22 protein-coding genes are annotated in these 20,342 nt (G+C 70.9%); 11 read left to right on the top strand and 11 right to left on the bottom strand.

Translation table 11 applies throughout. From position 1 onward, the window contains the following. Window positions 1–2: 2 nt before the first annotated feature. Window positions 3–212, bottom strand: a complete 210-nt coding sequence (locus KAH28_RS17475; RefSeq protein ID WP_366918179.1) for a CDGSH iron-sulfur domain-containing protein — start codon at window positions 210–212, stop codon at window positions 3–5. A gap of 55 nt (window positions 213–267) precedes the next feature. Between KAH28_RS17475 and KAH28_RS12720 the strand changes: the two genes are divergently transcribed. Further along, complete coding sequence (locus KAH28_RS12720) at window positions 268–684, top strand: DUF4124 domain-containing protein (RefSeq protein ID WP_290577176.1); 417 nt, start codon at window positions 268–270, stop codon at window positions 682–684. 22 nt (window positions 685–706) lie between these two features. Here KAH28_RS12720 and speE read toward each other — a convergent pair whose 3' ends face one another. Next, window positions 707–1,564 (bottom strand): polyamine aminopropyltransferase, encoded by an 858-nt coding sequence (speE, locus tag KAH28_RS12715; protein WP_290577174.1) that lies wholly within the window; start codon window positions 1,562–1,564, stop codon window positions 707–709. A gap of 56 nt (window positions 1,565–1,620) precedes the next feature. On the opposite strand from speE, the gene speA reads away from it, so the two are divergent. Further along, window positions 1,621–3,516, top strand: coding sequence for a biosynthetic arginine decarboxylase (gene speA / locus KAH28_RS12710; RefSeq protein ID WP_290577172.1), 1,896 nt, complete (start codon window positions 1,621–1,623; stop codon window positions 3,514–3,516). A gap of 12 nt (window positions 3,517–3,528) precedes the next feature. On the opposite strand, the gene KAH28_RS12705 is transcribed toward speA, so the two are convergent. Further along, window positions 3,529–4,479, bottom strand: a complete 951-nt coding sequence (locus KAH28_RS12705) for an alpha/beta hydrolase (protein WP_290577170.1) — start codon at window positions 4,477–4,479, stop codon at window positions 3,529–3,531. 84 nt (window positions 4,480–4,563) lie between these two features. Between KAH28_RS12705 and KAH28_RS12700 the strand changes: the two genes are divergently transcribed. Together KAH28_RS12700 and KAH28_RS12695 are read left to right on the top strand one after the other, a co-directional pair. Beyond that, window positions 4,564–5,577 (top strand): IS30 family transposase, encoded by a 1,014-nt coding sequence (locus KAH28_RS12700; RefSeq protein ID WP_290577168.1) that lies wholly within the window; start codon window positions 4,564–4,566, stop codon window positions 5,575–5,577. 70 nt (window positions 5,578–5,647) lie between these two features. Next, entirely contained in the window at window positions 5,648–6,865 is a 1,218-nt protein-coding gene (locus tag KAH28_RS12695; RefSeq protein WP_290577166.1) for an NAD(P)-binding domain-containing protein, read from the top strand. On the opposite strand, the gene KAH28_RS12690 is transcribed toward KAH28_RS12695, so the two are convergent. Continuing rightward, complete coding sequence (locus tag KAH28_RS12690; RefSeq protein WP_290577165.1) at window positions 6,847–7,602, bottom strand: SGNH/GDSL hydrolase family protein; 756 nt, start codon at window positions 7,600–7,602, stop codon at window positions 6,847–6,849. The two genes, KAH28_RS12695 and KAH28_RS12690, sit on opposite strands and share 19 nt — an antisense overlap. Before the next feature lie 142 nt (window positions 7,603–7,744). Here KAH28_RS12690 and KAH28_RS12685 point away from each other — a divergent pair, with 142 nt between their 5' ends. Next, window positions 7,745–8,278, top strand: a complete 534-nt coding sequence (locus KAH28_RS12685; RefSeq protein ID WP_290577164.1) for a GNAT family N-acetyltransferase — start codon at window positions 7,745–7,747, stop codon at window positions 8,276–8,278. 165 nt (window positions 8,279–8,443) lie between these two features. Beyond that, window positions 8,444–8,908, top strand: coding sequence for a hypothetical protein (locus tag KAH28_RS12680; protein WP_290577162.1), 465 nt, complete (start codon window positions 8,444–8,446; stop codon window positions 8,906–8,908). 19 nt (window positions 8,909–8,927) lie between these two features. Here the strand turns inward: KAH28_RS12680 and KAH28_RS12675 are convergent, their stop codons facing one another. Then, complete coding sequence (locus KAH28_RS12675) at window positions 8,928–9,563, bottom strand: hypothetical protein (RefSeq protein WP_290577160.1); 636 nt, start codon at window positions 9,561–9,563, stop codon at window positions 8,928–8,930. Between the two features lie 161 nt (window positions 9,564–9,724). Between KAH28_RS12675 and KAH28_RS12670 the strand changes: the two genes are divergently transcribed. Genes KAH28_RS12670 through KAH28_RS12655 form a run of 4 tightly spaced genes read left to right on the top strand, consistent with a single transcriptional unit; the run spans window position 9,725 to window position 12,474 of the window. After that, on the top strand, window positions 9,725–10,573 hold the full coding sequence (locus KAH28_RS12670; RefSeq protein ID WP_290577158.1) for a class I SAM-dependent methyltransferase: 849 nt from the start codon (window positions 9,725–9,727) through the stop codon (window positions 10,571–10,573). A 1-nt stretch (window position 10,574) separates the two neighbouring features. Further along, a complete protein-coding gene (locus KAH28_RS12665; RefSeq protein WP_290577156.1) occupies window positions 10,575–11,534 on the top strand; it encodes an MBL fold metallo-hydrolase in 960 nt (319 codons plus the stop codon). Between the two features lie 54 nt (window positions 11,535–11,588). Further along, window positions 11,589–11,903, top strand: coding sequence for a hypothetical protein (locus KAH28_RS12660; RefSeq protein WP_290577154.1), 315 nt, complete (start codon window positions 11,589–11,591; stop codon window positions 11,901–11,903). 43 nt (window positions 11,904–11,946) lie between these two features. After that, entirely contained in the window at window positions 11,947–12,474 is a 528-nt protein-coding gene (locus tag KAH28_RS12655; RefSeq protein ID WP_366918182.1) for a DNA-deoxyinosine glycosylase, read from the top strand. Here the strand turns inward: KAH28_RS12655 and KAH28_RS12650 are convergent. From KAH28_RS12650 to KAH28_RS12630, 5 genes are read right to left on the bottom strand one after another with little or no spacing between them, the layout of a single operon-like run. Further along, window positions 12,452–13,411, bottom strand: coding sequence for an alpha-L-glutamate ligase-like protein (locus KAH28_RS12650; RefSeq protein ID WP_290577150.1), 960 nt, complete (start codon window positions 13,409–13,411; stop codon window positions 12,452–12,454). The two genes, KAH28_RS12655 and KAH28_RS12650, sit on opposite strands and share 23 nt — an antisense overlap. Next, on the bottom strand, window positions 13,411–14,931 hold the full coding sequence (locus tag KAH28_RS12645) for a UUP1 family membrane protein (protein WP_290577149.1): 1,521 nt from the start codon (window positions 14,929–14,931) through the stop codon (window positions 13,411–13,413). The genes KAH28_RS12650 and KAH28_RS12645 overlap by 1 nt, the downstream gene beginning before the upstream one ends. Before the next feature lie 36 nt (window positions 14,932–14,967). Beyond that, the gene (locus KAH28_RS12640; RefSeq protein ID WP_290577148.1) at window positions 14,968–15,534 is read right to left on the bottom strand and encodes a RimK/LysX family protein; all 567 of its coding nucleotides are present in this window, start codon (window positions 15,532–15,534) and stop codon (window positions 14,968–14,970) included. Between the two features lie 57 nt (window positions 15,535–15,591). Then, window positions 15,592–17,709 (bottom strand): M13 family metallopeptidase, encoded by a 2,118-nt coding sequence (locus KAH28_RS12635; protein ID WP_290577147.1) that lies wholly within the window; start codon window positions 17,707–17,709, stop codon window positions 15,592–15,594. A gap of 31 nt (window positions 17,710–17,740) precedes the next feature. Beyond that, window positions 17,741–18,748: a hypothetical protein gene (locus KAH28_RS12630; RefSeq protein WP_290577145.1), complete on the bottom strand. Its 1,008-nt coding sequence runs from the start codon at window positions 18,746–18,748 to the stop codon at window positions 17,741–17,743. Here KAH28_RS12630 and msrB point away from each other — a divergent pair. Continuing rightward, window positions 18,747–19,175 carry a peptide-methionine (R)-S-oxide reductase MsrB gene (msrB, locus tag KAH28_RS12625; protein ID WP_290577143.1) on the top strand — a complete coding sequence of 143 codons (429 nt, stop codon included), beginning with the start codon at window positions 18,747–18,749 and terminating at the stop codon, window positions 19,173–19,175. The genes KAH28_RS12630 and msrB overlap by 2 nt on opposite strands. 2 nt (window positions 19,176–19,177) lie before the next feature. Here the strand turns inward: msrB and KAH28_RS12620 are convergent, their stop codons facing one another. Beyond that, a complete protein-coding gene (locus KAH28_RS12620; RefSeq protein WP_290577141.1) occupies window positions 19,178–20,326 on the bottom strand; it encodes a glycosyltransferase family protein in 1,149 nt (382 codons plus the stop codon). Window positions 20,327–20,342: the final 16 nt, after the last annotated feature.

Here is a 20,342-nt window from a genome sequence, read left to right as displayed (position 1 = left end):
ACTCAATCGGAAAGCCGGTTGTGGCTGCCGTCGCAGTGCGGCAGCCGGCGACTGGCACCGCAGCGACAGAGCCAGATGCGCGCACCGTCGCGCCGCACGCGGAATGGCGCCGAGGCTTCGGGACGCGTGCAGTCAGCGGCACACAACGGCCACGTCGCGCTCCGGCCGCAACCGCAGGCGCGATGCGTGCCCGCCGCCGGGGTGATCAGCATCGGCCGGCCATCGCGCGCTTGCCTGTCGGGGTCCATGGCCCGATACACTAGCGGCATGTCCGCGCGTGCTGCCGCTTCCCGCATCCGTTGTCTGGCACTGCCGGTGCTGGCCCTCGCCGTCAGCCTCCCGGCTGCGGCCGAGGTCTATCGCTGGCGCGACGCGCAGGGCCAGCTGCATTTCGGCGACCGGCCGCCGGCGAACGTGCGCTTCGAACGCTTCGAGCCGCGCGCCGGCATCAAGAACATGGACGACCGGAGCGGGAGCGCCGAGGCGCGGGGCGACGAGACCGCGCAGGCGGACGGCCCCGACTGCGGGGACGCCCGTGACCGCCTCGCGGAATACCGGGTTGCCGAGCGCATCGTGGAGACCAACGCGCTCGGCGAGGAGCGCGAGCTCACGGCGGACGAACGCGAGCGCCTGGTGGAGCGCCAGCAGGGCATCGTGGACGCCGCCTGCGGCGCCGGCGGCTGACGCCGGCGCCCACAGCCCGGACTCAGAGGACGTCGAGCGTCTCGCGCAGGTAGTTGGGCAGCGCGAAGGCGGCGCGATGGGTGGCGGCGTTGTAGTAGCGCGTGTCCAGTGCCGCGATGGCGCGCTCGTCGAGGCGCTCCCCGATCGGGCGCGCGTGCTTGCAAGCCATCGAGGCGCTCCACCATCCGGACGGGTAGATCGGCTGCGGGAAGTGCAGCAGATGGGTCTGCGCGAATCCGGCCTCGCGCATGGCGCGATGCATGGCGCCGATGAGCGCCTGATGCAGCAGCGGCGACTCGGACTGATGCACGAGCAGACCGTCCGGCCCCAGCGCGCGCAGCACGTCGCCGTAGAAGCGCGGGCCGAACAGGCCCTCGGCCGGCCCGACCGGGTCGGTGGAATCGACGATGACGACATCGAGACTGCCGGGCGCGACATCGCGCATCCACTGCAGGCCGTCGCCGAAGAAGAGCTCCGCTCGCGGATCGCCGTTGCGCTCGCACAGCTCCGGGAAGTACTGCTCCGACAGGCGGGTGACCCGCTCATCGATCTCGATCTGCACGGCGGACTCGACTTCCGGGTGCTTGAGCACCTCGTTGAGCGTGCCGCAGTCCCCGCCGCCGACGATCGCGACCCGCTTCGGCGCCGGATGCGCGTTCAGCACCGGGTGCGCCATCATCTCGTGGTAGAGGAAGTTGTCGCGAGTCGTGACCATCGTGCAGCCGTCGATGGTCATCAGGTACCCGAAGGTCTCGGTGCGGTAGATGTCGATGCGCTGTACGGGCGTCTGCTCGCCATGCACGTGCTCGCCGAGTCTGAGCGACAATGCCGTGCCGGTGGCTTCGTCCATCTCGGTGAACCAGTTCTTGTCCAGCGTCATGAGCCGCACTCCCTGAAAAGCGGCAGCCGAGTATAAGGAAACAGCGCGCACCCCTAATGACAGATCGTGCCTGGCGCGCGGCCGACGCGGCCGCCCTCTACAACATCCCCGAATGGAGCGAAGGCTACGTCGACGTCGCCGACAGCGGGCATGTGCTGATGCGACCTCGGGGTGCCGACGGCCCCGCCATCGACCTCGCCGAGCTCACCCGCCGCCTGCCGGAGGAAGGGCTCGAGCTGCCCGTGCTGCTGCGCTTCAGCGACATCCTGGCCGATCGCATCGCCGCGCTGGTGGGCGCCTTCACCGAGTCGCGCGAAGCGCTCGGCTACGACGGCGCGTACACCGCGGTCTACCCGATCAAGGTCAACCAGCAGCACAGCGTGGTGAACAGCATCGTGCGCGCCGGCGGCACGCGCGTCGGGCTCGAGGCCGGCAGCAAGCCGGAACTGGCGGCCGTGCTCGGGATCGCCACGCCCGGGTCGGTGATCGTCTGCAACGGCTACAAGGACCGCACCTACATCCGGCGCGCGCTGATCGGCGAGAAGCTCGGTCACCGGGTCTACATCGTCATCGAGAAGCTCTCCGAGCTGGGCATCGTGCTGCACGAGGCGGCGGCGCTGGACGTGGCGCCGCGCATCGGCCTGCGCGTTCGCCTGGCCGCGATCAGTGCCGGCAAGTGGCAGAACACCGGCGGCGAGCGCTCCAAGTTCGGCCTCTCCGCCGGGCAGGTCCTGCGCGCGCTCGACACGCTGCGCGGGGCGGGCCATCTCGACAGCGTGCAGATGCTGCACTTCCACCTGGGCTCGCAGGTCGCCAACATCGGCGACGTGCACCGCGGCATGCGCGAGGCGGCACGCTTCTACGCCGAGCTGCGCGCGCTCGGCGCCGCCATCCACGTGCTGGATGTGGGCGGCGGCCTCGGGGTCGACTACGAGGGCACGCGATCGCGCTCGTACTGCTCGATGAACTACTCGACGCGGGAGTACGCCACCGCCATCCTGCGCTCGCTCAAGGATGTCTGTGCACAGACGGGGCAGCCGGAACCGGACGTGATCTCGGAATCGGGCCGCGCGCTGACCGCCCATCACGCCGTCCTCATCACCGACGTCGTCGATGTCGAGACCAGCGACGACGGCGCGCCGCCGCCGCCGGACGATGACGATCCCGCGCCGCTGCAGGAACTGCACGGCATGGTCGCCGACCTCGATCGCCGGCCGCCGCTGGAGCTGCTGTACGACGCCGGTGCCTGGCTGTCCGACGCGCACAGCCAGTACACGCACGGCCAGCTCGGGCTGGCGGCGCGGGCCCGCGCCGAGCAGCTCCACACCATCGTCTGTCACGGCGTGCGCTCGCGCCTGGATCCGCAGATCCGGGCGCATCGCGACGCCCTCGACGAGCTCGAGCAGCGGCTGGCGCGGAAGTACTTCTGCAACTTCTCGGTGTTCCAGTCGCTGCCCGACATCTGGGCCATCGACCAGGTATTCCCGATCCTGCCCATCCACCGTCTCGACGAGCGCCCGGACCAGCGCGTATCGCTGTGCGACCTCACCTGCGATTCCGACGGACGCATCGATCACTACGTCGACCGCCGCGGCATCGAGGCCACCATGTCCGCGCACGCGCTGTCCGACGATGCGCCCTACTGGCTCGGGTTCTTCATGGTAGGGGCCTATCAGGAGATCCTCGGCGACATGCACAACCTGTTCGGCGACACCAACGCGGTCAACGTGGTGCTCGACGCGCACAGCGCCGAAGGCTGGCGGCTGGAATCGCCAGAGCAGGGCGACGCCACCAGCGACCTGCTGCGCTACGTGCACTTCGCGCCGGAGGCACTATCCCGGAGTTATCGCAGCAAGATCAACGCGCTCGGACTGCCGCGACGCGCGGCGGCTTCACTGCTCGCCGAGCTCGAGGCCGGCCTGTCCGGCTACACCTATCTCTCGGAGTCCTGAGCCGCAGCGCGATCAGGCGGCGCGACGCTGCCGGGCGGAGACCGGCGCGTCCGCGTGCCGGAGCGCCCGCGTCGCTTCCAGGAAGGTGCCCAGTGCACGCGTGAAGCGCACCGGCGCGTCGAAGGGCACGGCATGCCCGCAGCGCTCGAAGCGGACTATCTCGGCGTGCGGCACGAAGTCGTTGATGCGCAGCTGCCCCTCCGCCGGATAGAGCTCCGACTCCATGCCCACCATCGCGGTCATCGGCACCGCGATGTCGCGCATCGATTCGCGCCAGTCGTATTCGTGGGTGAGATACGCGTGCAGGCAGTCCATGTAGACCGGCCAGTTGGTGGTCGGCGCCGCCAGCCGCGCGAAGCGCTCGTGCCGGGTGAGGCGCAGTCCGTGTCGCCATCCGGCACGATGGAAACCGCTCCCGTAGAACTCGGCCATGGCCGCCCAGAAGCGCCGGCGCAGCTCGCGCGGGATGGCGCCGAAGGAACGCCCGCGCCACGGCGCGACCTTCTCCATCAGATCGGCCCAGGGCGCCAGCCGCACTTCCTGCTCGTCGCCGAGCAGCCCCCAGCGCCAGTCCGGCAGATTGCGCACGCACGGCGCCTGGTCGATGTGCAGATAGGCGCCCACCCGATCGAAGCCGTGGCGCTGCTGATACTGCAGCGACGTGCAGGCCCCCATCGACAGCCCGCCGAGCGTGAAGCGGCCGAGCCCGAGACCGGTGACCAGATCGGCGAGATCGTCGGCGTGCTGGTCCAGCAGCACGGGCTGGACCAGCGGCAGTTCGTGCGAGCGCCCGAATCCGCGCAGGTCGGGCAGGATGAAGCGGTGCCGGTGTGCGTAGCGCATGACGAAGGGCAGCCACATGGCGCCGTGCATGGCGAAACCGTGCAACAGGACCACCGGGTCGCCGCGTCCGACGTCAAGATAGTGCAGCTTGGCGCCGTCGCGCATACGCATTCTGGCCATGGCGGCCATCATGCCCGTCGGACAACTTTTTGCAACCTTGGATTCAATCCGCAAGTGCAACACTTCCGGCAAAGGAGGTGTGCTGTGGGGATTCACTATCGACACTTGGGTGCGGAGGAACGGGGCACGATCATGGCGATGATCCTGGGCGGATCGAGCATGCGCCGGGTCGCTGAAGCTATTGGCCGATCGCCGAGCACGATCCAGCGGGAGCTTCGGCGCAATGGCTATCGGCGGGAGTCGGAGCCGCTCAAGGGGCGTCCGCGCAAGATCCCGCGATATGACGCGCCGAGCGCGGGCCAGCGTGCCCGACGGCTGCGCCGCAAGCCGCGCGTCGAACGCAAGCTGGCCCGCACAGGCGCGCTCTGGCCGATGGTGGTGAAGCGTCTGCATCGCGGTTGGTCCCCGGAACAGATCGCCGGCAGACTGGGCGGGGTGTCGCACGAAACAATCTACACCGCGATCTACGCCACGCCGCGCGGCCAGCTTCGGCGCGAGCTGACGTCGCTGCTGCGACAAGGGCATCGCAGCGGGCGCAAGCGCCGCCAAGGCAGGGACCGGCGCGGCCGGCTCACGGATATGGTCAGCATCCATGTGCGCCCGCCGGAAGCTGAAGACCGGCTGGTGCCGGGACATTGGGAAGGCGACTTCATCGTCGGGCGCCGCAATCAATCGGCGATCGGCACGCTGGTGGACCGCCACTCCTTGTTCGTGATGCTCGCCAAGATGGAGGGCTGTACCGCCGAGGCCGCCTTGGAGGGGTTCAGCACGACCTTCAATGCCCTCCCGGAGGCGCAGCGGCGCACCCTGACCTATGACCAGGGCAAGGAAATGGCGCGCCACAGCGAGCTGGCTGAGCGCACCGGCCTCAGCATCTACTTCGCCGATCCGAACAGCCCCTGGCAGCGGGGTATCAACGAAAACACCAACGGCTTGCTCCGCCAGTACCTGCCCAAGGGCCAGGTCCTGTCGAACTACACCCAGCGCGAACTCGATGCCATTGCCTGGCAGCTCAACAACCGACCGCGCAAATCGCTGGGCTTTCGGACACCGGCTGAGGTCTTCTTCGAGGCCGCCTATGCAACAACACAACATTGATGACCAACGGTGTTGCACTTGGGCCTGGAATCCACCAACCATTTCGATCGACGAACGGAAGGATCAGGACATGCGGGCGGGATTCATCGGACTGGGCACCATGGGCTGGCACATGGCCGGGCATCTGCACACCGCGGGCTGCCTTGCGGGGCTGTGGAGCCATACCGCCGAGAAGGCCGCGCGGCGTGCCGGCGAGCTCGGAGTCACGCGGGCGGACACACCGTCTGCCCTCTGGGACGGCGCCGACGCGGTGGTGCTGTGCGTCCGCGCCGATGCCGAGGTGCTGGCGGTGGTCGATGCGCTGTGCGTGCCCGAGGCCGCGGGCAGGCTCGTCATCGACGCTTCCACCGTCTCGGACGCCACTGCACGCGAGGCTTCGGCACGACTGGCACGCGTCGGCGCGCGCTTCGTCGATGCCCCCGTCACCGGCGGTGCCGAGGGCGCGCGCCAGGGCACGCTGACCTTCATGGTGGGCGGGGCCGAAGCCGATGTCGCGGAGGCCGGCCCGCTGTTCGAGGCCATGGGCAAGCGCTGGGTGCACCTCGGCGCGATCGGCGCGGGCCAGGCCTGCAAGGCCGTCAACCAGGTCATGGCGGCCGGCATCAACCAGGCCGTCTGCGAGGGCCTGGCGCTGGCCGAGGCCAGCGGCCTCGACCCCGATCAGGTGGTGGAGGTGGTGGGCAGCGGCGCCGCCGGTTCCTGGTTCGTCAACAACCGCGGACGCACGATGGTCGCGGGCGCGTATCCGCCCGGCTTCCGCATGGACCTGCATCTCAAGGATCTGCGCATCAGCCAGCGCATGGCCGCCGATCGCGACCTGCCGCTGCCGGTGGTCGACCGCACGGTGGCGGACTACGCCGCCCTGGTCGATGCCGGGCACGGCGACGACGACATCTCCGGGCTCTACCGCCAGCTGCGCGCGCGCCGCACGCGCCCGCGGCGCTCACCGGCACCCGAGCCCTACTGGTTCGAGGAGGGCTGCTGGATCAGCGAGTGGTGGAATGCCGGCGAGGACGACGCCGTGTCGATCGTCGAGGCGCGCGTACCGGCGGGTGGCAGCACGCGCATGCACGCGCTGACCGGCACCGCCGAGCGCTACGTGGTGCTCTCCGGTACCGGCACCGCCGAAGTCGCGGGCGAGCGCCACCCGCTGGCGCGCGGCGATGCGCTGCTCATCCCGCCCGAGGCGCCGCAGCGCATCACCAACACCGGCGACGGCGAGCTGATCTTCCTCGCCGTGTGCACGCCCCGCTTCCGTCCCGGCTGCTATCAGGAAGCGGCCGACTGAATGCGCAGTGCCGCCGCCTCGCCGGTGAGGGTGCCCCAGCGGTCGTAGCCCAGCGCCGAGGGGTGGAAGCGGTCCTCGCAGAAATAGTCGCTGCCGCCCTCGTAGGGCAGCGGCACATAGAGCGCCCGCGGGCAGGCCGCCGCGACCAGCGCGCTGATGCGGTCGAAGGCCTGGGCGCGCACGCCCAGCAGCGCGCGCAGCGGCTGCGGGATGGCCGGGAAGTGCCCCATCGGCGGCACCGCGCTCACCACGATGATGGCGCCCGGGGCACGGCGCCGCGTCGAGGCCAGCAGCTTCTCGAGGTTGTGCCGCCACGTTTCCGGCGCACATCCGGAGAGCACGTCGTTGACGCCGAGGGCCACCACGACCACGCCGGTGCCGCGATCGACCTCCGGCACGTGGCGATAGCGCGTCTGCCGCGCCGTGGCCCCGTTGTGCCCGTGCGCGCTCCAGCGCACGGCGCGCCCGGTGCGCGCTGCCAGCGCCGCCGCACTCCGGCCGGCGAGTCCGCGCGCATGGTCCGGCGCGCCGACACCGGCGGCAGTGGACTCTCCGATGACGGCGAGCCGGATGACCGGCGCCTCGCCGGTCACCTCGCCCTCCCGGGGGCCGGGGGCTTCCTCCAGCCGCGGCGTGTCGCGTCGCAGACGATAGGCCTGCCACGCGAACAGTGGCAGGCCGGAGAGCAGCGCAGCGGCCCAGGCCACATAGCCGCTGTTGTCATTCAGTCGTTTCACGGCTCCTCCAGCGGGGCAACCGCGATCGGGAACGGCCGCGGTGTCCATCTGCCACCAAGCAGGACGCGTGCCATCCTTCGCGCGCCGCGCCGGCGCGTGGCACGATGCGCCCTCCACCCGTGGCCATCCATCGCGTTCTAGCATGCCCGCGCGATCCGCACCACCATCCGGCAGTGACACCGGCTGCACCATCCGCGCCTTCGCGCCGGCCGACTGGGAGGCCGTATGGCCCGTCCTGCGCAACGAGTTCCGCAGCGGCGAGAGCCATCCCCACGATCCCGCCATCGGGATCGACGAGGCCCATCAGGCATGGATCGAGGCCCCGCAGGCGACCTTCGTCGCGGAGGATCGCGGCGGCGTCATCGTCGGCACCTATCTCATCAAGCCCAACCAGCCCGGCCTGGGTGCGCACGTCTGCAACTGCGGCTACATCGTCGCCCCCGAAGCGCGCGGCCGCGGCATCGGCCGCGCGATGTGCGCGCATTCGCTGGCGGAAGCCCGGCGCCTCGGCTATCGCGCCATGCAGTACAACCTGGTGGTGGCGACCAACACCGGCGCCAAGGCGCTGTGGGACCGCATGGGTTTCTCGACGGTGGGCCGGCTGCCCGGGGCGTTCCGGCATCCGCGCCACGGATTCGTGGACGCCTTCGTCATGTTCCGCGATCTGACCGAATGATCATTTAGGTGCACGCGGCGGCCCGATGCGGCCTTTGCTGCGCTGCGATAGCGCACGGCACACCGGAGCGCGCAGGCCGACCGCAACAAAATCATCACCTTGCAGCCGACGGCGAACTGGCCCGATCCTTGCTTCATACGGGTACCAAGTATCGCGAGACCCGAGATGAAGCGAAATACCGTCAGCGTGGCCGTGATCGGCGTCGCAGAGACGCAATCGCGGGCTCTTGTCGCGGCCAGCTCCGTCATCCAGAGCCGACTCCCCGCCGATCTGCAGTGGGAGTCGGACGCCGCCCAGGCCGAGATCATCATCCTCAACACCGGCGCTCCGGATGGCCAGAATCTCGCCAGCCGCTTCGCGGCCGAGAACGATGCCGTGATCGTGCCCTATGCCGAGCACGGCGACTGTCCCGAGCACGGCATCGCGCGCCCGCTGCGCATGAACGCGCTGCAGGACGCCCTGATGACCGCCCTCAAGCACGTGCTGGACCGGCCGCCGCCCAGTCAGGAGGACGTCCAGCGCCGCAGCTATCGCGGCCACGCGCTGGAGGGGCCGGCGCCGAAACCCAAGACGCACGACCACGCGGCGCCGGCGGGCTTCTCCCGCATGTACCGCGGCCGGCCCGCCTGAGGGCGGCGCGCTCCGGACCTCAGTCGGCCGCGCGCGCCGCCATCACGGGGGCGCCGGCGTCGACCGCCGGCGCGTCGCCGGGCAGGCCGTGCAGCGCGTCGAGCGGCTGCCGCCGGCAGCGGTAGACAACCGCCGGCGGCACGTTGCGCAGGACCACTTCGGTCTCGACGGCACCGAAGCAGGCGCGCAGCTCGCGCCGCAGCTGGGTCGAGTACTGGAAGCCCACGAACACGCCACCGGGGCGCAGGGCGCCGAATATGGCGCGAAGCAGCTTCTGCCGGACCAGCGGGCGGAAGTTGGCGAAGGGGAGGCCCGAGATGATGCAGTCGGCGCCGTCGAGTCCGCCCGCCGCCAGTGTCGCCCCCAGCGTAGCGGCGTCCTCGTGCAGTTCCAGTGACGGGAACCGCCGCAGCAGATCGCGGCGCAGCGCGGGCTCGGTCTCGAAGACCAGGAAACGCGCATCCGGCGCCAGCGCGCCGACCACCGCCTGCGTGAACACGCCGGTACCGGCACCGAGCTCCGCGACGACACCGGTCGCGTCCCAGTCGATACCGCGCAGCATGGCCCGGGCGAGCGACTGCGAGCTCGGTGCCACGCTGCCGATGCGGGCCGGCGCGGCGACGAAGCGCCGCAAATAGCGAAAGTGCTCTGCCATTCCTCCGCGGGTCGTGCCTGACCTGGACCTGTGGGCGCGCCGGGCACGCCCCGGCACAGTGTGTCACGTTCGTGTCATCCGCGCGGCGGGAGAATACCGCCGCGTCATGCCGTGCGGGAGTGACGCTATGCTGGCGCGCGCACCGCGAGAGGAGGCTCCGCATGTGGTCGAACTTTGCCCGCGTCAGTCCCACGGCGCGCTACACCGGCGCGGTGTGGCGGCGACACGGGCTGTCGCCGGCGGCGCTGCATCCGCTCCCCGACAGGGTGCTCGCGGCCGGCATGCGGCTGTCGGCCCCGCTGCGCCCCGACCCGCTGCTCGAGGGCCTGCTGCTCGCCCGTCATGTGGCCATCGACGCGCTGCTGACGCGCGCCATCGTCGACGGCGGCGTATCGCAGGTGATCGAGCTCGCCGCGGGACAGTCGGCCCGCGGCTGGCGCTTCAAGCAGCGCTTCGGCACCGGCCTGCGCTACATCGAGACCGATCTGCCGGCGATGGCGGCGCGCAAGCAGCGCGCCCTGCAGCGGGGCGGGCTCCTCAGCAGCGGCCACGAGGTGCGCGCGCTCGACGCCGGCGTCACCACCGGCCCGCTGAGCCTGCGCACGCTGCTCGGCGCGCTCGCGCCCGACCGCGGCGTCGCCATCATCAGCGAGGGGCTGCTGAACTACCTCCCGCTCCAGACCGTCGATCAACTCTGGCAGGACGCCAGCGCCGGCATGCGGCGCTTCCCGGCATCGCTCTATCTCGCCGATACCTACCTGGCCTCCGACAACGGCGACCTGCTGACGCGCGGCTTCCTGGCTGCCCTGTCGGTGATGGTGCGCGGCGCGGTGCGGCTGCATTTCACCGACGCCGGGGCGCTGCACGCACGCGCCAGGCGCGATGGCTGGCGAAGCAGCGCGCTGCTGGCGCCGGACGCCGTCACGGGTTCCGGAGCGGGCGGCAGCGGGGCGACCGGACGCGTGCGCATCCTCTGCGCCAGCGCCCACGACCGGCTGCCGGGGGCCTGACATGCGCACGCTGCGTCGCATCCTGTTCGTTGCGCTGACCGGCATCGCGCTGGGCGCCGTCGCGCTGGTCGTCTGGCTGCACTGGCCGCGCCCCGGCCCGGCGCCGACGGACGTCGCGACCACCGCTGCCGACGGCGCCACCACCGTGACATGGCTCGGCGTCTCCGGCGCACTGCTGCGCAACGGCGACAGCGCGGTCATGATCGACCCCTTCTTCACGCGCCGGCCGGACAAGCTCGGCCTGGTGCTGAACCGGCCGGTCGCACCGGACGAGGCACGCGTGCGGGCGTGGCTGAAACGCCTCGGCGTGCAGCGCCTCGACGCCGTCGCGGTATCGCATTCCCACTACGACCACGCTCTCGACGCCGGCCTGGTCGCGCGGCTTACCGGCGCCCGGCTGGTGGGCTCGGCGAGCACCGCCAATATCGGGCGCGGCGCGGGCCTGCCCGAGTCGCGCATCGTGACGGTGGCGCCGGGCATGGCGGTCGATGCCGGCGCCTTCACGCTGCGCTTCCATCCCTCCCGGCACGCCGGCGCCACCGGCGGGCGCCCGCGCGGCACCATCGATGCCCCGCTGACACCGCCGGCGACGGCGCTGGCCTACCGCCTCGGCGGCGCCTGGTCGATCGCGGTGACGCACCCGGACGGGAGCGTGCTGCATCACGGCAGCGCGGGCTTCGAGCCGGGCGCCCTGCGCGCGGTCAGGGCCGATACCGTGCTGCTGGGGGTCGCGATGATCGACGACCTGCCGCGCTATCTCGCGGCGGTGGTGGACACGGTGGACGCCGACCAAGTCTATGCCGTGCACTGGGACGACTTCACCCGCCCGCTCTCGGCGCCGCTGCAGCCGCTGCCGCTGGGCGTCGACCTGCCCGGCTTCCTGTCCGCCGCGCGCGCGGCGCGCCCGGGCATCCGGTTCGCGACGCTGCCGCTGGGGCAGCCGGTATCACTGGCACGGTAGCGTCGATGCACCGACACCGCATAATGGGAACATCCATCCTGATCGGGGACCATCATGACCCTCTCGCTCCGTTTCGCCCGCTTCCTCGTGCCCGCGCTCGCCGCCACGCTGCTCGCCGCCTGCGTGGTGTATGAGGAGCGCACCGGCTCGCTGCCTGCGCCGCGGCCCGGCAATGTCCAGGAAGTGCCGGAGTTCCACACCTTCATCGACGAGTACGCCCCGACACCGGAGGAGTTCCGCGCCGTCTATCCCGACATCACGCTGGTGCTGCCCGGAGACATCGCGACCAAGGAGTTGCGCATGAACAACAGCCGCTTCTTCGCCGAGCTCGACGACCGGGACCGGATCGTTGGCGGCCGCTTCCAGTAGCACGGCCGCACGCGACGAGCGCGCGGCGAGCGCGCTCGTCAGCATGCCGCCCGTGGCTGCGGAAGCGCCGCGGGTGCTGGTGCTCGGCTCGATGCCGGGCACCGCCTCCCTGCGCGCCCAGCGCTACTACGCGCATCCGCGCAACCTGTTCTGGCCGATGATGGCGCTGCATCTGGGCATCGATGCACGCCAGCCCTACGAGGCCCGCATGCAGGCACTGTGCGCGCGCGGCGTGGCGCTCTGGGACGTGCTCGCGTGCTGTCGCCGGCGCGGCAGTCTGGACGGCGCCATCGCACGCGACAGCGAAGTGCCCAACGACATCCCCGGTCTGCTCCAGCGCCATCCGGGCATCCGCGCGATCCTGCTGAACGGCGGCCGCACGGTTGCGATGTTCCGCCGCCACCTCGCCGACGAGTGCACGCGGCTGCGGCCGGCGCTGCGCCTGCACGCCCTGCCGTCGACCAGCCCCGCCAACCAGTCCATCCCGCTGCCCGAGCGCGAGCGGGCGTGGTCGGTGATCGCCGACTACGCCGACGCGGGCACCGCCGCTACGCCGTCGCCGCGCTCCTGAACGCGTCCATGGCGAAGGCCACGCGGGCCGGTGCCGGCGCGCCGTGCGGGGCATCGCTGTCGACGGTGCCGACGCGCGTGCGCAGACCGGCACGGTTGGCGAGCTGGATGCTCAGCCCCGGGCGCGCATTGAGCTCGAGCATGAGCGGGCCGCGATAGGCGTCCAGCACCACGTCGACGCCCAGATAGCCCAGCCCGGTGAGCTCGTAGCAGCGCGCGGCGAGCTCCAGCAGGCGCTCCCACTGCGGGATCTGCAGACCGGCGATGCGGTTGTGCGTGTCGGGGTGGTGTTCGGTCGGCGCGTTCTGCCAGATGCCGGTCATCAGCGTGCCGCTGCCGATGTCGACACCGGCACCCACCGCGCCCTGATGCAGGTTGGCCTTGCCGTCGGCCAGGCGGGTGGGAAGGCGCACCATCGCCATGATGGGCACGCCACGATAGACCACGGTGCGGATGTCGGGCACGCCCTGATGGGTGATGCGCTCGAACAGCGGGTCGAAGATCACGCGCTGCTCGATCATCGCCGTGTCCGGCCGCCCGCCCAGGCTGTACATCCCGGAGAGGATGTTGGAGACGTGATGGGTCAGCGCATCCTCGCCGATGAGCGCGCCGCTGGCCTTGCGGAACATCTCGCCGGAACGGCCGACCACCACCGTCACACCCTCGCCGCCGGCGCCGTGTGCGGGCTTGATGACGAAATCGTCGAGGGTCCGCAGGATCTCCCGCATGTCGGCGGCGTCATGGTTGGTGCGCACCTCGGCATACAGCTCGGGCACCGAGATGCCGGCGGCCTGGGCCAGCTTCTTGGTGAGCAGCTTGTCATCGACGCGCGGATAGAAGCGGCGCGGATTCTGCTCGGCGATGAGCTCGGCGTTGCGCCAGTTCATCCCGGCGATGCCGGCCCGGCGCAGCGCCCAGGGCGACGCGATCCACCGCATCAATCGGACTCCATGTTGCGGAAGCGCACCAGCTCGGTGAGGCGGTAGCCGGTGTAGCGCCCGAGCAGCAGCACGATGGCGAGCACCACCAGCAGCAGCTCCGGGAAGACCAGCATGAGGTGCTCCATGTTGCTCTGGAACATGAGCAGATAGGCGGCCACCGCCACCAGCAGGCTGCCGAGCCCCTGACGCAGCGACTCGCCGGGCCCGTGCTCCTCCCAGACGATGGACATGCGCTCGATGGTCATCGCCAGGATGACGATGGGGAACAGCGAGACGGACAGGCCGGTGGGCAGGCGCAGCTGGTAGCTGAGCACGCTGAGCATCGCGATGAGCAGGATGACCACCACCACCACGGCCGCCAGGCGCGGGACCAGGAGCAGCTTCAGCCGCTCCAGGTAGAAGCGCACCGACAACCCGAGCGCGGTCACGATGGTGAACAGCACGACGCCGCCGATGAGCTGGGTCTCGCGGAAGCTGATGGCGATCAGCACCGGCATGAAGGTGCCGAAGGTCTTGACCCCGACGACGTTGCGGAGCACCACGATGAGCAGCACGCCGAGCGGCACCAGCAGCAGGATGCGGTAGAGGTTCTGTGTCTGCACCGGCAGGTTGAGCAGGGAGAACTCCACGAACCCGGAGGTACCCGTCTGCGTGCCCTCGCTGAGCGCTTCCATGGCATCGAGCTGGCTGCGCTTGGAGGCGAAGCGCACGTTGACCTCGCGGGCGCGCGTGACGCGCGCCGGATCGGCCTCGCTCTTCCACCACTTGACGAAGTTGTCGGGATAGCCGGTGTTGCCGTTGGCCGGATTGATGGGCACCCAGCGGCTTCCGTTGTGGACCTCCAGCCAGGTCGAGGGCTGCAGATCGCGCGCGCCGTCCTCGAGCGTGATGCCGCGCACCATGCGCGCCGGGATGCGCGCACCCGCCAGCATGTGGATGGCAGTGGCCACCTTGTCGACATCCGAGCGCTTGCCCTCGAGCATCAGACGGATGTTGTCGTTGCCCTCGGGGCTGGCGAGCATCTGCATCAGCATCGAGGCGAAGGTGGCGACATCCGCGGAACGGCTGCGCACCTCGTCCAGCACCGAGTTGACCGCCTGCAGATAGGGCTCCTCGTACTCGGGAACCGGGGGCGGGGCGGGTGACTCCGCCTCGGCCTCGCGCTGCATTTCCTGCGGCAGCATGGTGGCGCGGTAGAACAGCGCCTGGCGGCCACTGGGGCGCCGCTGCGTCCACACCGCCGTGCGCTGGCCGTCGATGCGCTCGACGGCGACACCGTAGCCGCGCGATATGAAGTTCTCCTCGAGCACCCGGTACCCGGGCGGATCCTCGGGCAGCATGAGCTCGGCCTTGACTGCCCCGCCGATGGGCACGAATCCGAGCCGGGCCTCCACGATCCAGGTATCGGTGGTGGCCTGAGCGGTGAGCGGAAAGCCCAGCGCGCTGTGCTTGTACCACGCCATACCCAGACCGAGCGCCACCAGGGAGAGCGCCAGCAGCCAGACGTGCAGCCTCATGGCGCGGTGCTTCGATCAGGCGCGTGCGCGCTTCCGCTACTCGGCTTCATCGCCGTCGTCATCGTGCTCGTCCCCGCTGTCGTTCTTGCCGTTTTCGCGTGCTCCGCCGTCGGCGGGGCAGGCCGGATCCGTGGTCAGACTATCCGAAGCGTCGACGAGTATGCGGCCAGCGAGGAAATTGCGCCCGATCAGCATGGGATACATGAGCTCGCTGCGATCGATCAGGGACACCTCGCGCACCAGTGCCACATCCGCCAGGCAGAAGTGCATGCGGACCACCGGGCGGCGCTGGTGACTGCCGTCGTGGCGCTTGATGCGCACATAGCGCTCGACCGGCAGCTGGTAGCGCACCGCCTCGACACCATCATCGGGGTCGTCGACCTCGAAGGCGATCCACTCGACCCCGTTGCGCTGGGTCGTGACCGGATTGCGCGCGGTCAGCGAGGAGGTCCGCGCGCCGGTGTCGAGCCGCGCCTTCACGCGCAGCGGAGGCGACTCCAGGATGCGGACGTGCTCGACGAACCCCAGGATGCGCAGCGAAACCGGAGCATCCTCCGCGGCCCGCACCGGCGCGGTCGCGGATACACCCAGCGCCGCGACCATCGTCGCTATCGCCGCGTGCCACCGCCACCCGCCCGCGCAGTCGACCGCCGGTGGCATTCAGTCGCCGCGCCAGATCGAGACGCGCGCATCGGGCGGCAGGTAGAGCGCGTCGTCGGGCTGGACGTCGAAGGCCGCGTACCAGGCATCGATGTTGCGCACCACGCCGTTGGCGCGGTAGCGGTCGGGCGAATGCGGACCGTTGTTGAGCCGGTTGATGAGCTCGGACTCGCGGTACTTGCGCGCCCAGATCTGCCCCCAGCCGATGAAGAAGCGCTGCTCGGGCGAGAAGCCGTCGATCACCGCGTTGCTGACCGTGCCGCGCGCGCGGCCGGTGCCGATCTCGCCGCTGAAGAGGGCATCCGCGTCGCCTTCCTGCGCGGCATCCGCGAGCGCCAGGCCATGGGCCACCCGGGCGATGCCGAGGCCGCCGAGGTCGCCGATGTTCTCGCCCAGTGACAGCGCGCCGTTGACGCAGTGGTCGGGCAGCGGACAGAAGGCGTCGTACTGCGCGACCAGCGCACCGGTGCGGTCCTCGAAGCGCTCGCGATCGGCTTCGGTCCACCAGTCGCGCATGCGGCCGGTTCCGTCGAAGCGCGAGCCCTGGTCATCGAAGCCGTGCCCGATCTCGTGGCCGATGACGCCGCCGATGGCGCCGTAGTTGATGGCGTCGTCGGCGTCCGGATGGAAGAACGGCGGCTGCAGGATGGCGGCCGGAAAGACGATCTCGTTGCCGCCCGGACTGTAGTAGGCGTTGACCGTCTGCGGCGTCATGAACCACTCGTCCTCGTCGATGGGATGGCCGAGCTTGCCGTAGTGATGCGCGAACTCGTGCCGGCGCAGGCGCAGGACATTGCCGAAGAGATCGTCGGCGCGCACCTCCAGCCCGCCGTAGTCACGCCACTCGTCGGGATAGCCGATCTTGGTGGTGAACCGCGACAGCTTGTCGAGCGCCTCGGCGCGCGTGTCCGGGCTCATCCATTCCAGCGCCGCGATGCGCTGGCGGTAGGCCTCGGTCAGGTAGTCGACCATGCGCTGCACGCGCGCGCGCTGGCGGGCCGGGAAGTGCGCCGCCACGTAGCGCTTGCCCAGCGCCTCCCCCATGCCGTCCTCGACCAGGCTCAGCGCGCGCTTCCAGCGCGGCTTCTGACGCTCGACGCCGCTCAGCGTGGCCTGGTGGAAGGCGAAGTGCTCGTCCACCAGCGGCGAGCTCAGATAGGGCGCCAGCGCGGCGACGGTGTGATAGGCGATCCAGCCGCGCAGCCGGTCGAGGTCGGCCTCGCCGAGCATGCGCGCGGTCGCCGCCACCGCTTCCGGCTGGCGCACGATGACGCGCTCGGGCTCGGTCTGCCCGAGGGCGGCGAAGAAGGCCCGCCAGTCGAAGCCGGGCGCGCGCTCGCCGAGCTCGGCAAGCGGCACCGGGTTGTAGGTCGCCTCGCGATCGCGCGACGCCACGCGCGTCCAGTGCGCGTCGGCGAGGTCGCGCTCCAGCGTCATGACGGCCTCGGCGCGCCGGCCGGCGTCGGCGACCCCGGCCAGGGCCAGCAACCGCCGGACGTGGGCCCGGTAGGCCGGCCGCAGCTCGGCGAAGCGCGCCTTGTCGGACAGGTAGTAGGCGCGATCCGGCAGCCCGAGCCCGGACTGGCTCAGGTACAGCGCGTAGCGCTCCGGCGCGCGCGCATCGCGGTAGATGGACAGCCCCACCGGCAGCTCGACGCCGATGCGCTGCAGATCGGCGAGCAGCGCCGGCAGCTGATCGCGCGCGTCGATGCCGGCGATGCGGTCCAGCAGCGGCTGCAGCGGCGCGATGCCGCGCGCCTCGATGGCGCCGAGATCCATGTAGCTGCGGTACAGCGCCGCCAGCTTGGCGCTCTCCGTATCGGCTCCCTCGGCCGGAATGGCCTCGACCAGGGCGCGCAGCTGCTCGCGGGTGCGGTCGTGCAGGATCGAGAAGGTGCCGTAGTTGGAGCGGTCCGCGGGGATCTCGGTGCGGGCCAGCCAGCGGCCGTTGACGTACCGGTAGAAGTCGTCGCCGGGATCCACCGACGGATCCATGTTGGCCCGGATCACGCCCGACGACGGCTCCGTCCCGGCGCCTGCCGGTGTCGCCGGCGCGACCGGGGAGATCGTGAGCGCGAGCAGCGCCGGTGCAAGGACACGCGCGGACGACAACAGCATGGAGGCTCCCGGTTGCGTTCGAGGGTGCGCGCTAGTCTAGTGGCTGGGCGCGCCGCGGGCGCTTCGCATCGAAGGCCGGCAGTACGACCCGCTGCACGTGCCCGGGTTCCCCCTCGCTGCCGATCAGCGCGCTGGTACCGTCCGCCGAGAGTGCCAGCGCCTCGGCCTGCTCCATCGGCGGGAAGATCACGCGCGCGCCGCGACGCAGCAGCGCCGACGCCCAGCCCTCGCCGTCGGCGCGGTCGTAGACCACCACCGCGCCGTAGGCGAGCACCGCCAGGCGCGCGCCGTCGGTGCTGATATCGAGCGCGGTGGGCAGATTGAACATCAGACCGAAGTGCGGCCCGGAGAACAGCTGCCAGGGCGGTGGCGGCGGCAGCACGACGTCGGCGACACGCTCGGCCACGGTGCTGGCATCGTTCCCGGCGGCGCAGGTCGCTCCCACCGGCAACCGGTAGAGCACCGGCGGCGTCTCGCGCTTGCTGAGCAGATAGAGCGCGCGCTCGCGCGGATCGAAGGCCAGCCCCTCGGCGTCGCGCGCGCCGTCCGGGTAGCGCACCGTCAGGGTTCCGGCGGCCGCGACCGTGTCGGCATCGGCCGCCGGCTCCGGCACGAAGTACACCCGAGCATGCTCGCGCCGCGCCAGGTTGTCGCCGATGTCGCCCACCAGCAGGCAGCGCCCCTCGGCGGTATCCATCCAGGCGAGATCCTCCCAGTCGCGGTTGCGCGCCCCCTCGACCGCGACCGTCCCGAGATCGGCGCCGTCGGGGCCCACCCGGTAGAGCCGCGCCGCGTTGCCGTGATCGTTGTGGCCCCAGTGGACGGACGAACCGGTCGCCGGCGCCAGGCCGCTGAGCTCGACCAGCGCCGGCGATCGCAGCGGTGTCGCATCGCCGCCGAAGGCGCGCGCGCAGCTGCCCAGGAGCACGCACGCGGCGACGAGCGCGATACGCGCGCCATTGCCCGGCCGCGGTGCGGCATCATCGTGGCATGGCGCCGCGCGGCTCGCGGCGCCGTCAACCAACCGGAGGTGGAGCATGCAGGATTCCGAAAGTCCCGGATCCGCCGCGGCGGAACGGGTGGAGAAGAGCGATCACGCCTGGCGCGAGCAGCTGCCGGAGGAAAGCTATCGCGTCACGCGCCAGCATGGTACCGAGCGCGCCTTCACCGGTGCCTACCACGATCATCACGCCGACGGGCGCTATCACTGCGTGTGCTGCGGCGCGCCCATGTTCGATGCGGTCCACAAGTACGACTCCGGATCCGGCTGGCCGAGCTACTGGCAGCCCGCCGAGGACGCACCGGTCGCCACCACGACCGACACCTCGCTCGGCATGACGCGGACCGAGGTGCACTGCGCGCGCTGCGACGCGCACATGGGGCACGTCTTCGACGACGGACCGGCGCCCACCGGCAAGCGCTACTGCATCAACTCGGCAGCGCTGGACTTCCGCGCGCGCGACTAGGCTCAGTGCGCGGTGGCGTGGTCGCCCGCGGCGCGATCGCGCGGCGCGCGCCGTGCCGCCGCCCCGGCGGGCCGGCGGCGCGGCTGGCGGGCGCCGCCGAGCTCCTGGATATAGCGGTCGAGCGTCGCCACCGCTTCGGTGCGGCCATCGCCGGCGTACTCGGCGGTGCGTGCGGCGAAGGCATCCTCCTGCGACAGGAAGCGGTCGACGTGCGACGGCGTCAGCGCGCTGGCGCCGACCCGCATGCCGACGCCCATGCGCTCGACCATCGCCGCGTTGAGGCGCTGCTCGAAGGCGTCCTCGGGCACGGCGAGCAGGGGCTTGCCCAGGTGAAGCGCCTCGCCGATGAGCTGGTTGCCGGCGGTGGACAGCACGGCCCGGCACTGGGCGAGATCGCGGACGAACCACTCGTTGCTGGGGGCGCAGAACTCGATGTTCTCGCTGCTGCCTTCCCAGGGCGTGCCGTAGACCTTCACCGGCATCTCCAGAAGGCGCAGGGTGCGGTCGACGTGGGCGCGGTACTGGTGCATGCCCTTGTTGAAGTAGACCAGCAGGAAGTCGCCGCGCGCCGGCTTCTGCGCCTTGACCACGTCGCGCAGCATGGGTCCGACGATGCGCGCGTCGTCGCGGTACGGCTCGGCCGGATAGAAGCTGGAGATCAGCACGCGGTCGGGCTCGCCCATCAGGGTGCGGTAGCCCCAGGCATCGCGCTGGCCGGCCAGCCACAGGTCGGTCGGGAAGTGCGGGCGGCACCAGGCAATGATGCCGACATGGTCGAAGCTGATGCGCGGGATGCCGAGACGCTGCCCGGCGCGGTGCGTCCAGGCCTCCGAGTCGGAGATGATGAGCTCGGTACCGCGGCTGGTCAGCTCGCGCTCCAGGGCATCGGTGCCCGGGCCGCGCAGCAGCAGATCGGCCATCGGCGCCAGATTCTCGCGGACCGTGCGGGGAACCGAATGCCCGCCGCGGTTGTTGTAGCGGTAGCCGATGGTCGGAATGCGGACGGTCGGGAAGAGAGGAGCGAGCACATCGAAGGCGTCGCCGCCGGCGTAGACCGTGACTTCGTGCTCGGCCATGAGGGCGGGCAGCACGCTCATCGTGCGCATGGCGTGTCCGCGTCCGTATCCCATGACCCCGTAAGCTATGCGCATGTCCGCACTCCGCACC

It is taken from the genome of Algiphilus sp. (assembly GCF_023145115.1).
Classification (GTDB): domain Bacteria; phylum Pseudomonadota; class Gammaproteobacteria; order Nevskiales; family Nevskiaceae; genus Algiphilus.
This window is presented reverse-complemented; position numbering and strand designations above follow the sequence as displayed.

Excerpts from the sequence above, each read along its gene's own strand:
- KAH28_RS17475 (WP_366918179.1), bottom strand. The coding sequence starts at position 212 with ATGCTGATCACCCCGGCGGCGGGCACGCATCGCGCCTGCGGTTGCGGC.
- KAH28_RS12720 (WP_290577176.1), top strand. The coding sequence starts at position 268 with ATGTCCGCGCGTGCTGCCGCTTCCCGCATCCGTTGTCTGGCACTGCCG.
- speE (WP_290577174.1), bottom strand. The coding sequence starts at position 1,564 with ATGACGCTGGACAAGAACTGGTTCACCGAGATGGACGAAGCCACCGGC.
- speA (WP_290577172.1), top strand. The coding sequence starts at position 1,621 with ATGACAGATCGTGCCTGGCGCGCGGCCGACGCGGCCGCCCTCTACAAC.
- KAH28_RS12705 (WP_290577170.1), bottom strand. The coding sequence starts at position 4,479 with ATGGCCAGAATGCGTATGCGCGACGGCGCCAAGCTGCACTATCTTGAC.
- KAH28_RS12695 (WP_290577166.1), top strand. The coding sequence starts at position 5,648 with ATGCGGGCGGGATTCATCGGACTGGGCACCATGGGCTGGCACATGGCC.
- KAH28_RS12685 (WP_290577164.1), top strand. The coding sequence starts at position 7,745 with ATGCCCGCGCGATCCGCACCACCATCCGGCAGTGACACCGGCTGCACC.
- KAH28_RS12680 (WP_290577162.1), top strand. The coding sequence starts at position 8,444 with ATGAAGCGAAATACCGTCAGCGTGGCCGTGATCGGCGTCGCAGAGACG.
- KAH28_RS12675 (WP_290577160.1), bottom strand. The coding sequence starts at position 9,563 with ATGGCAGAGCACTTTCGCTATTTGCGGCGCTTCGTCGCCGCGCCGGCC.
- KAH28_RS12670 (WP_290577158.1), top strand. The coding sequence starts at position 9,725 with ATGTGGTCGAACTTTGCCCGCGTCAGTCCCACGGCGCGCTACACCGGC.
- KAH28_RS12665 (WP_290577156.1), top strand. The coding sequence starts at position 10,575 with ATGCGCACGCTGCGTCGCATCCTGTTCGTTGCGCTGACCGGCATCGCG.
- KAH28_RS12660 (WP_290577154.1), top strand. The coding sequence starts at position 11,589 with ATGACCCTCTCGCTCCGTTTCGCCCGCTTCCTCGTGCCCGCGCTCGCC.
- KAH28_RS12655 (WP_366918182.1), top strand. The coding sequence starts at position 11,947 with ATGCCGCCCGTGGCTGCGGAAGCGCCGCGGGTGCTGGTGCTCGGCTCG.
- KAH28_RS12650 (WP_290577150.1), bottom strand. The coding sequence starts at position 13,411 with ATGCGGTGGATCGCGTCGCCCTGGGCGCTGCGCCGGGCCGGCATCGCC.
- KAH28_RS12645 (WP_290577149.1), bottom strand. The coding sequence starts at position 14,931 with ATGAGGCTGCACGTCTGGCTGCTGGCGCTCTCCCTGGTGGCGCTCGGT.
- KAH28_RS12640 (WP_290577148.1), bottom strand. The coding sequence starts at position 15,534 with ATGGTCGCGGCGCTGGGTGTATCCGCGACCGCGCCGGTGCGGGCCGCG.
- KAH28_RS12635 (WP_290577147.1), bottom strand. The coding sequence starts at position 17,709 with ATGCTGTTGTCGTCCGCGCGTGTCCTTGCACCGGCGCTGCTCGCGCTC.
- msrB (WP_290577143.1), top strand. The coding sequence starts at position 18,747 with ATGCAGGATTCCGAAAGTCCCGGATCCGCCGCGGCGGAACGGGTGGAG.
- KAH28_RS12630 (WP_290577145.1), bottom strand. The coding sequence starts at position 18,748 with ATGCTCCACCTCCGGTTGGTTGACGGCGCCGCGAGCCGCGCGGCGCCA.
- KAH28_RS12620 (WP_290577141.1), bottom strand. The coding sequence starts at position 20,326 with ATGCGCATAGCTTACGGGGTCATGGGATACGGACGCGGACACGCCATG.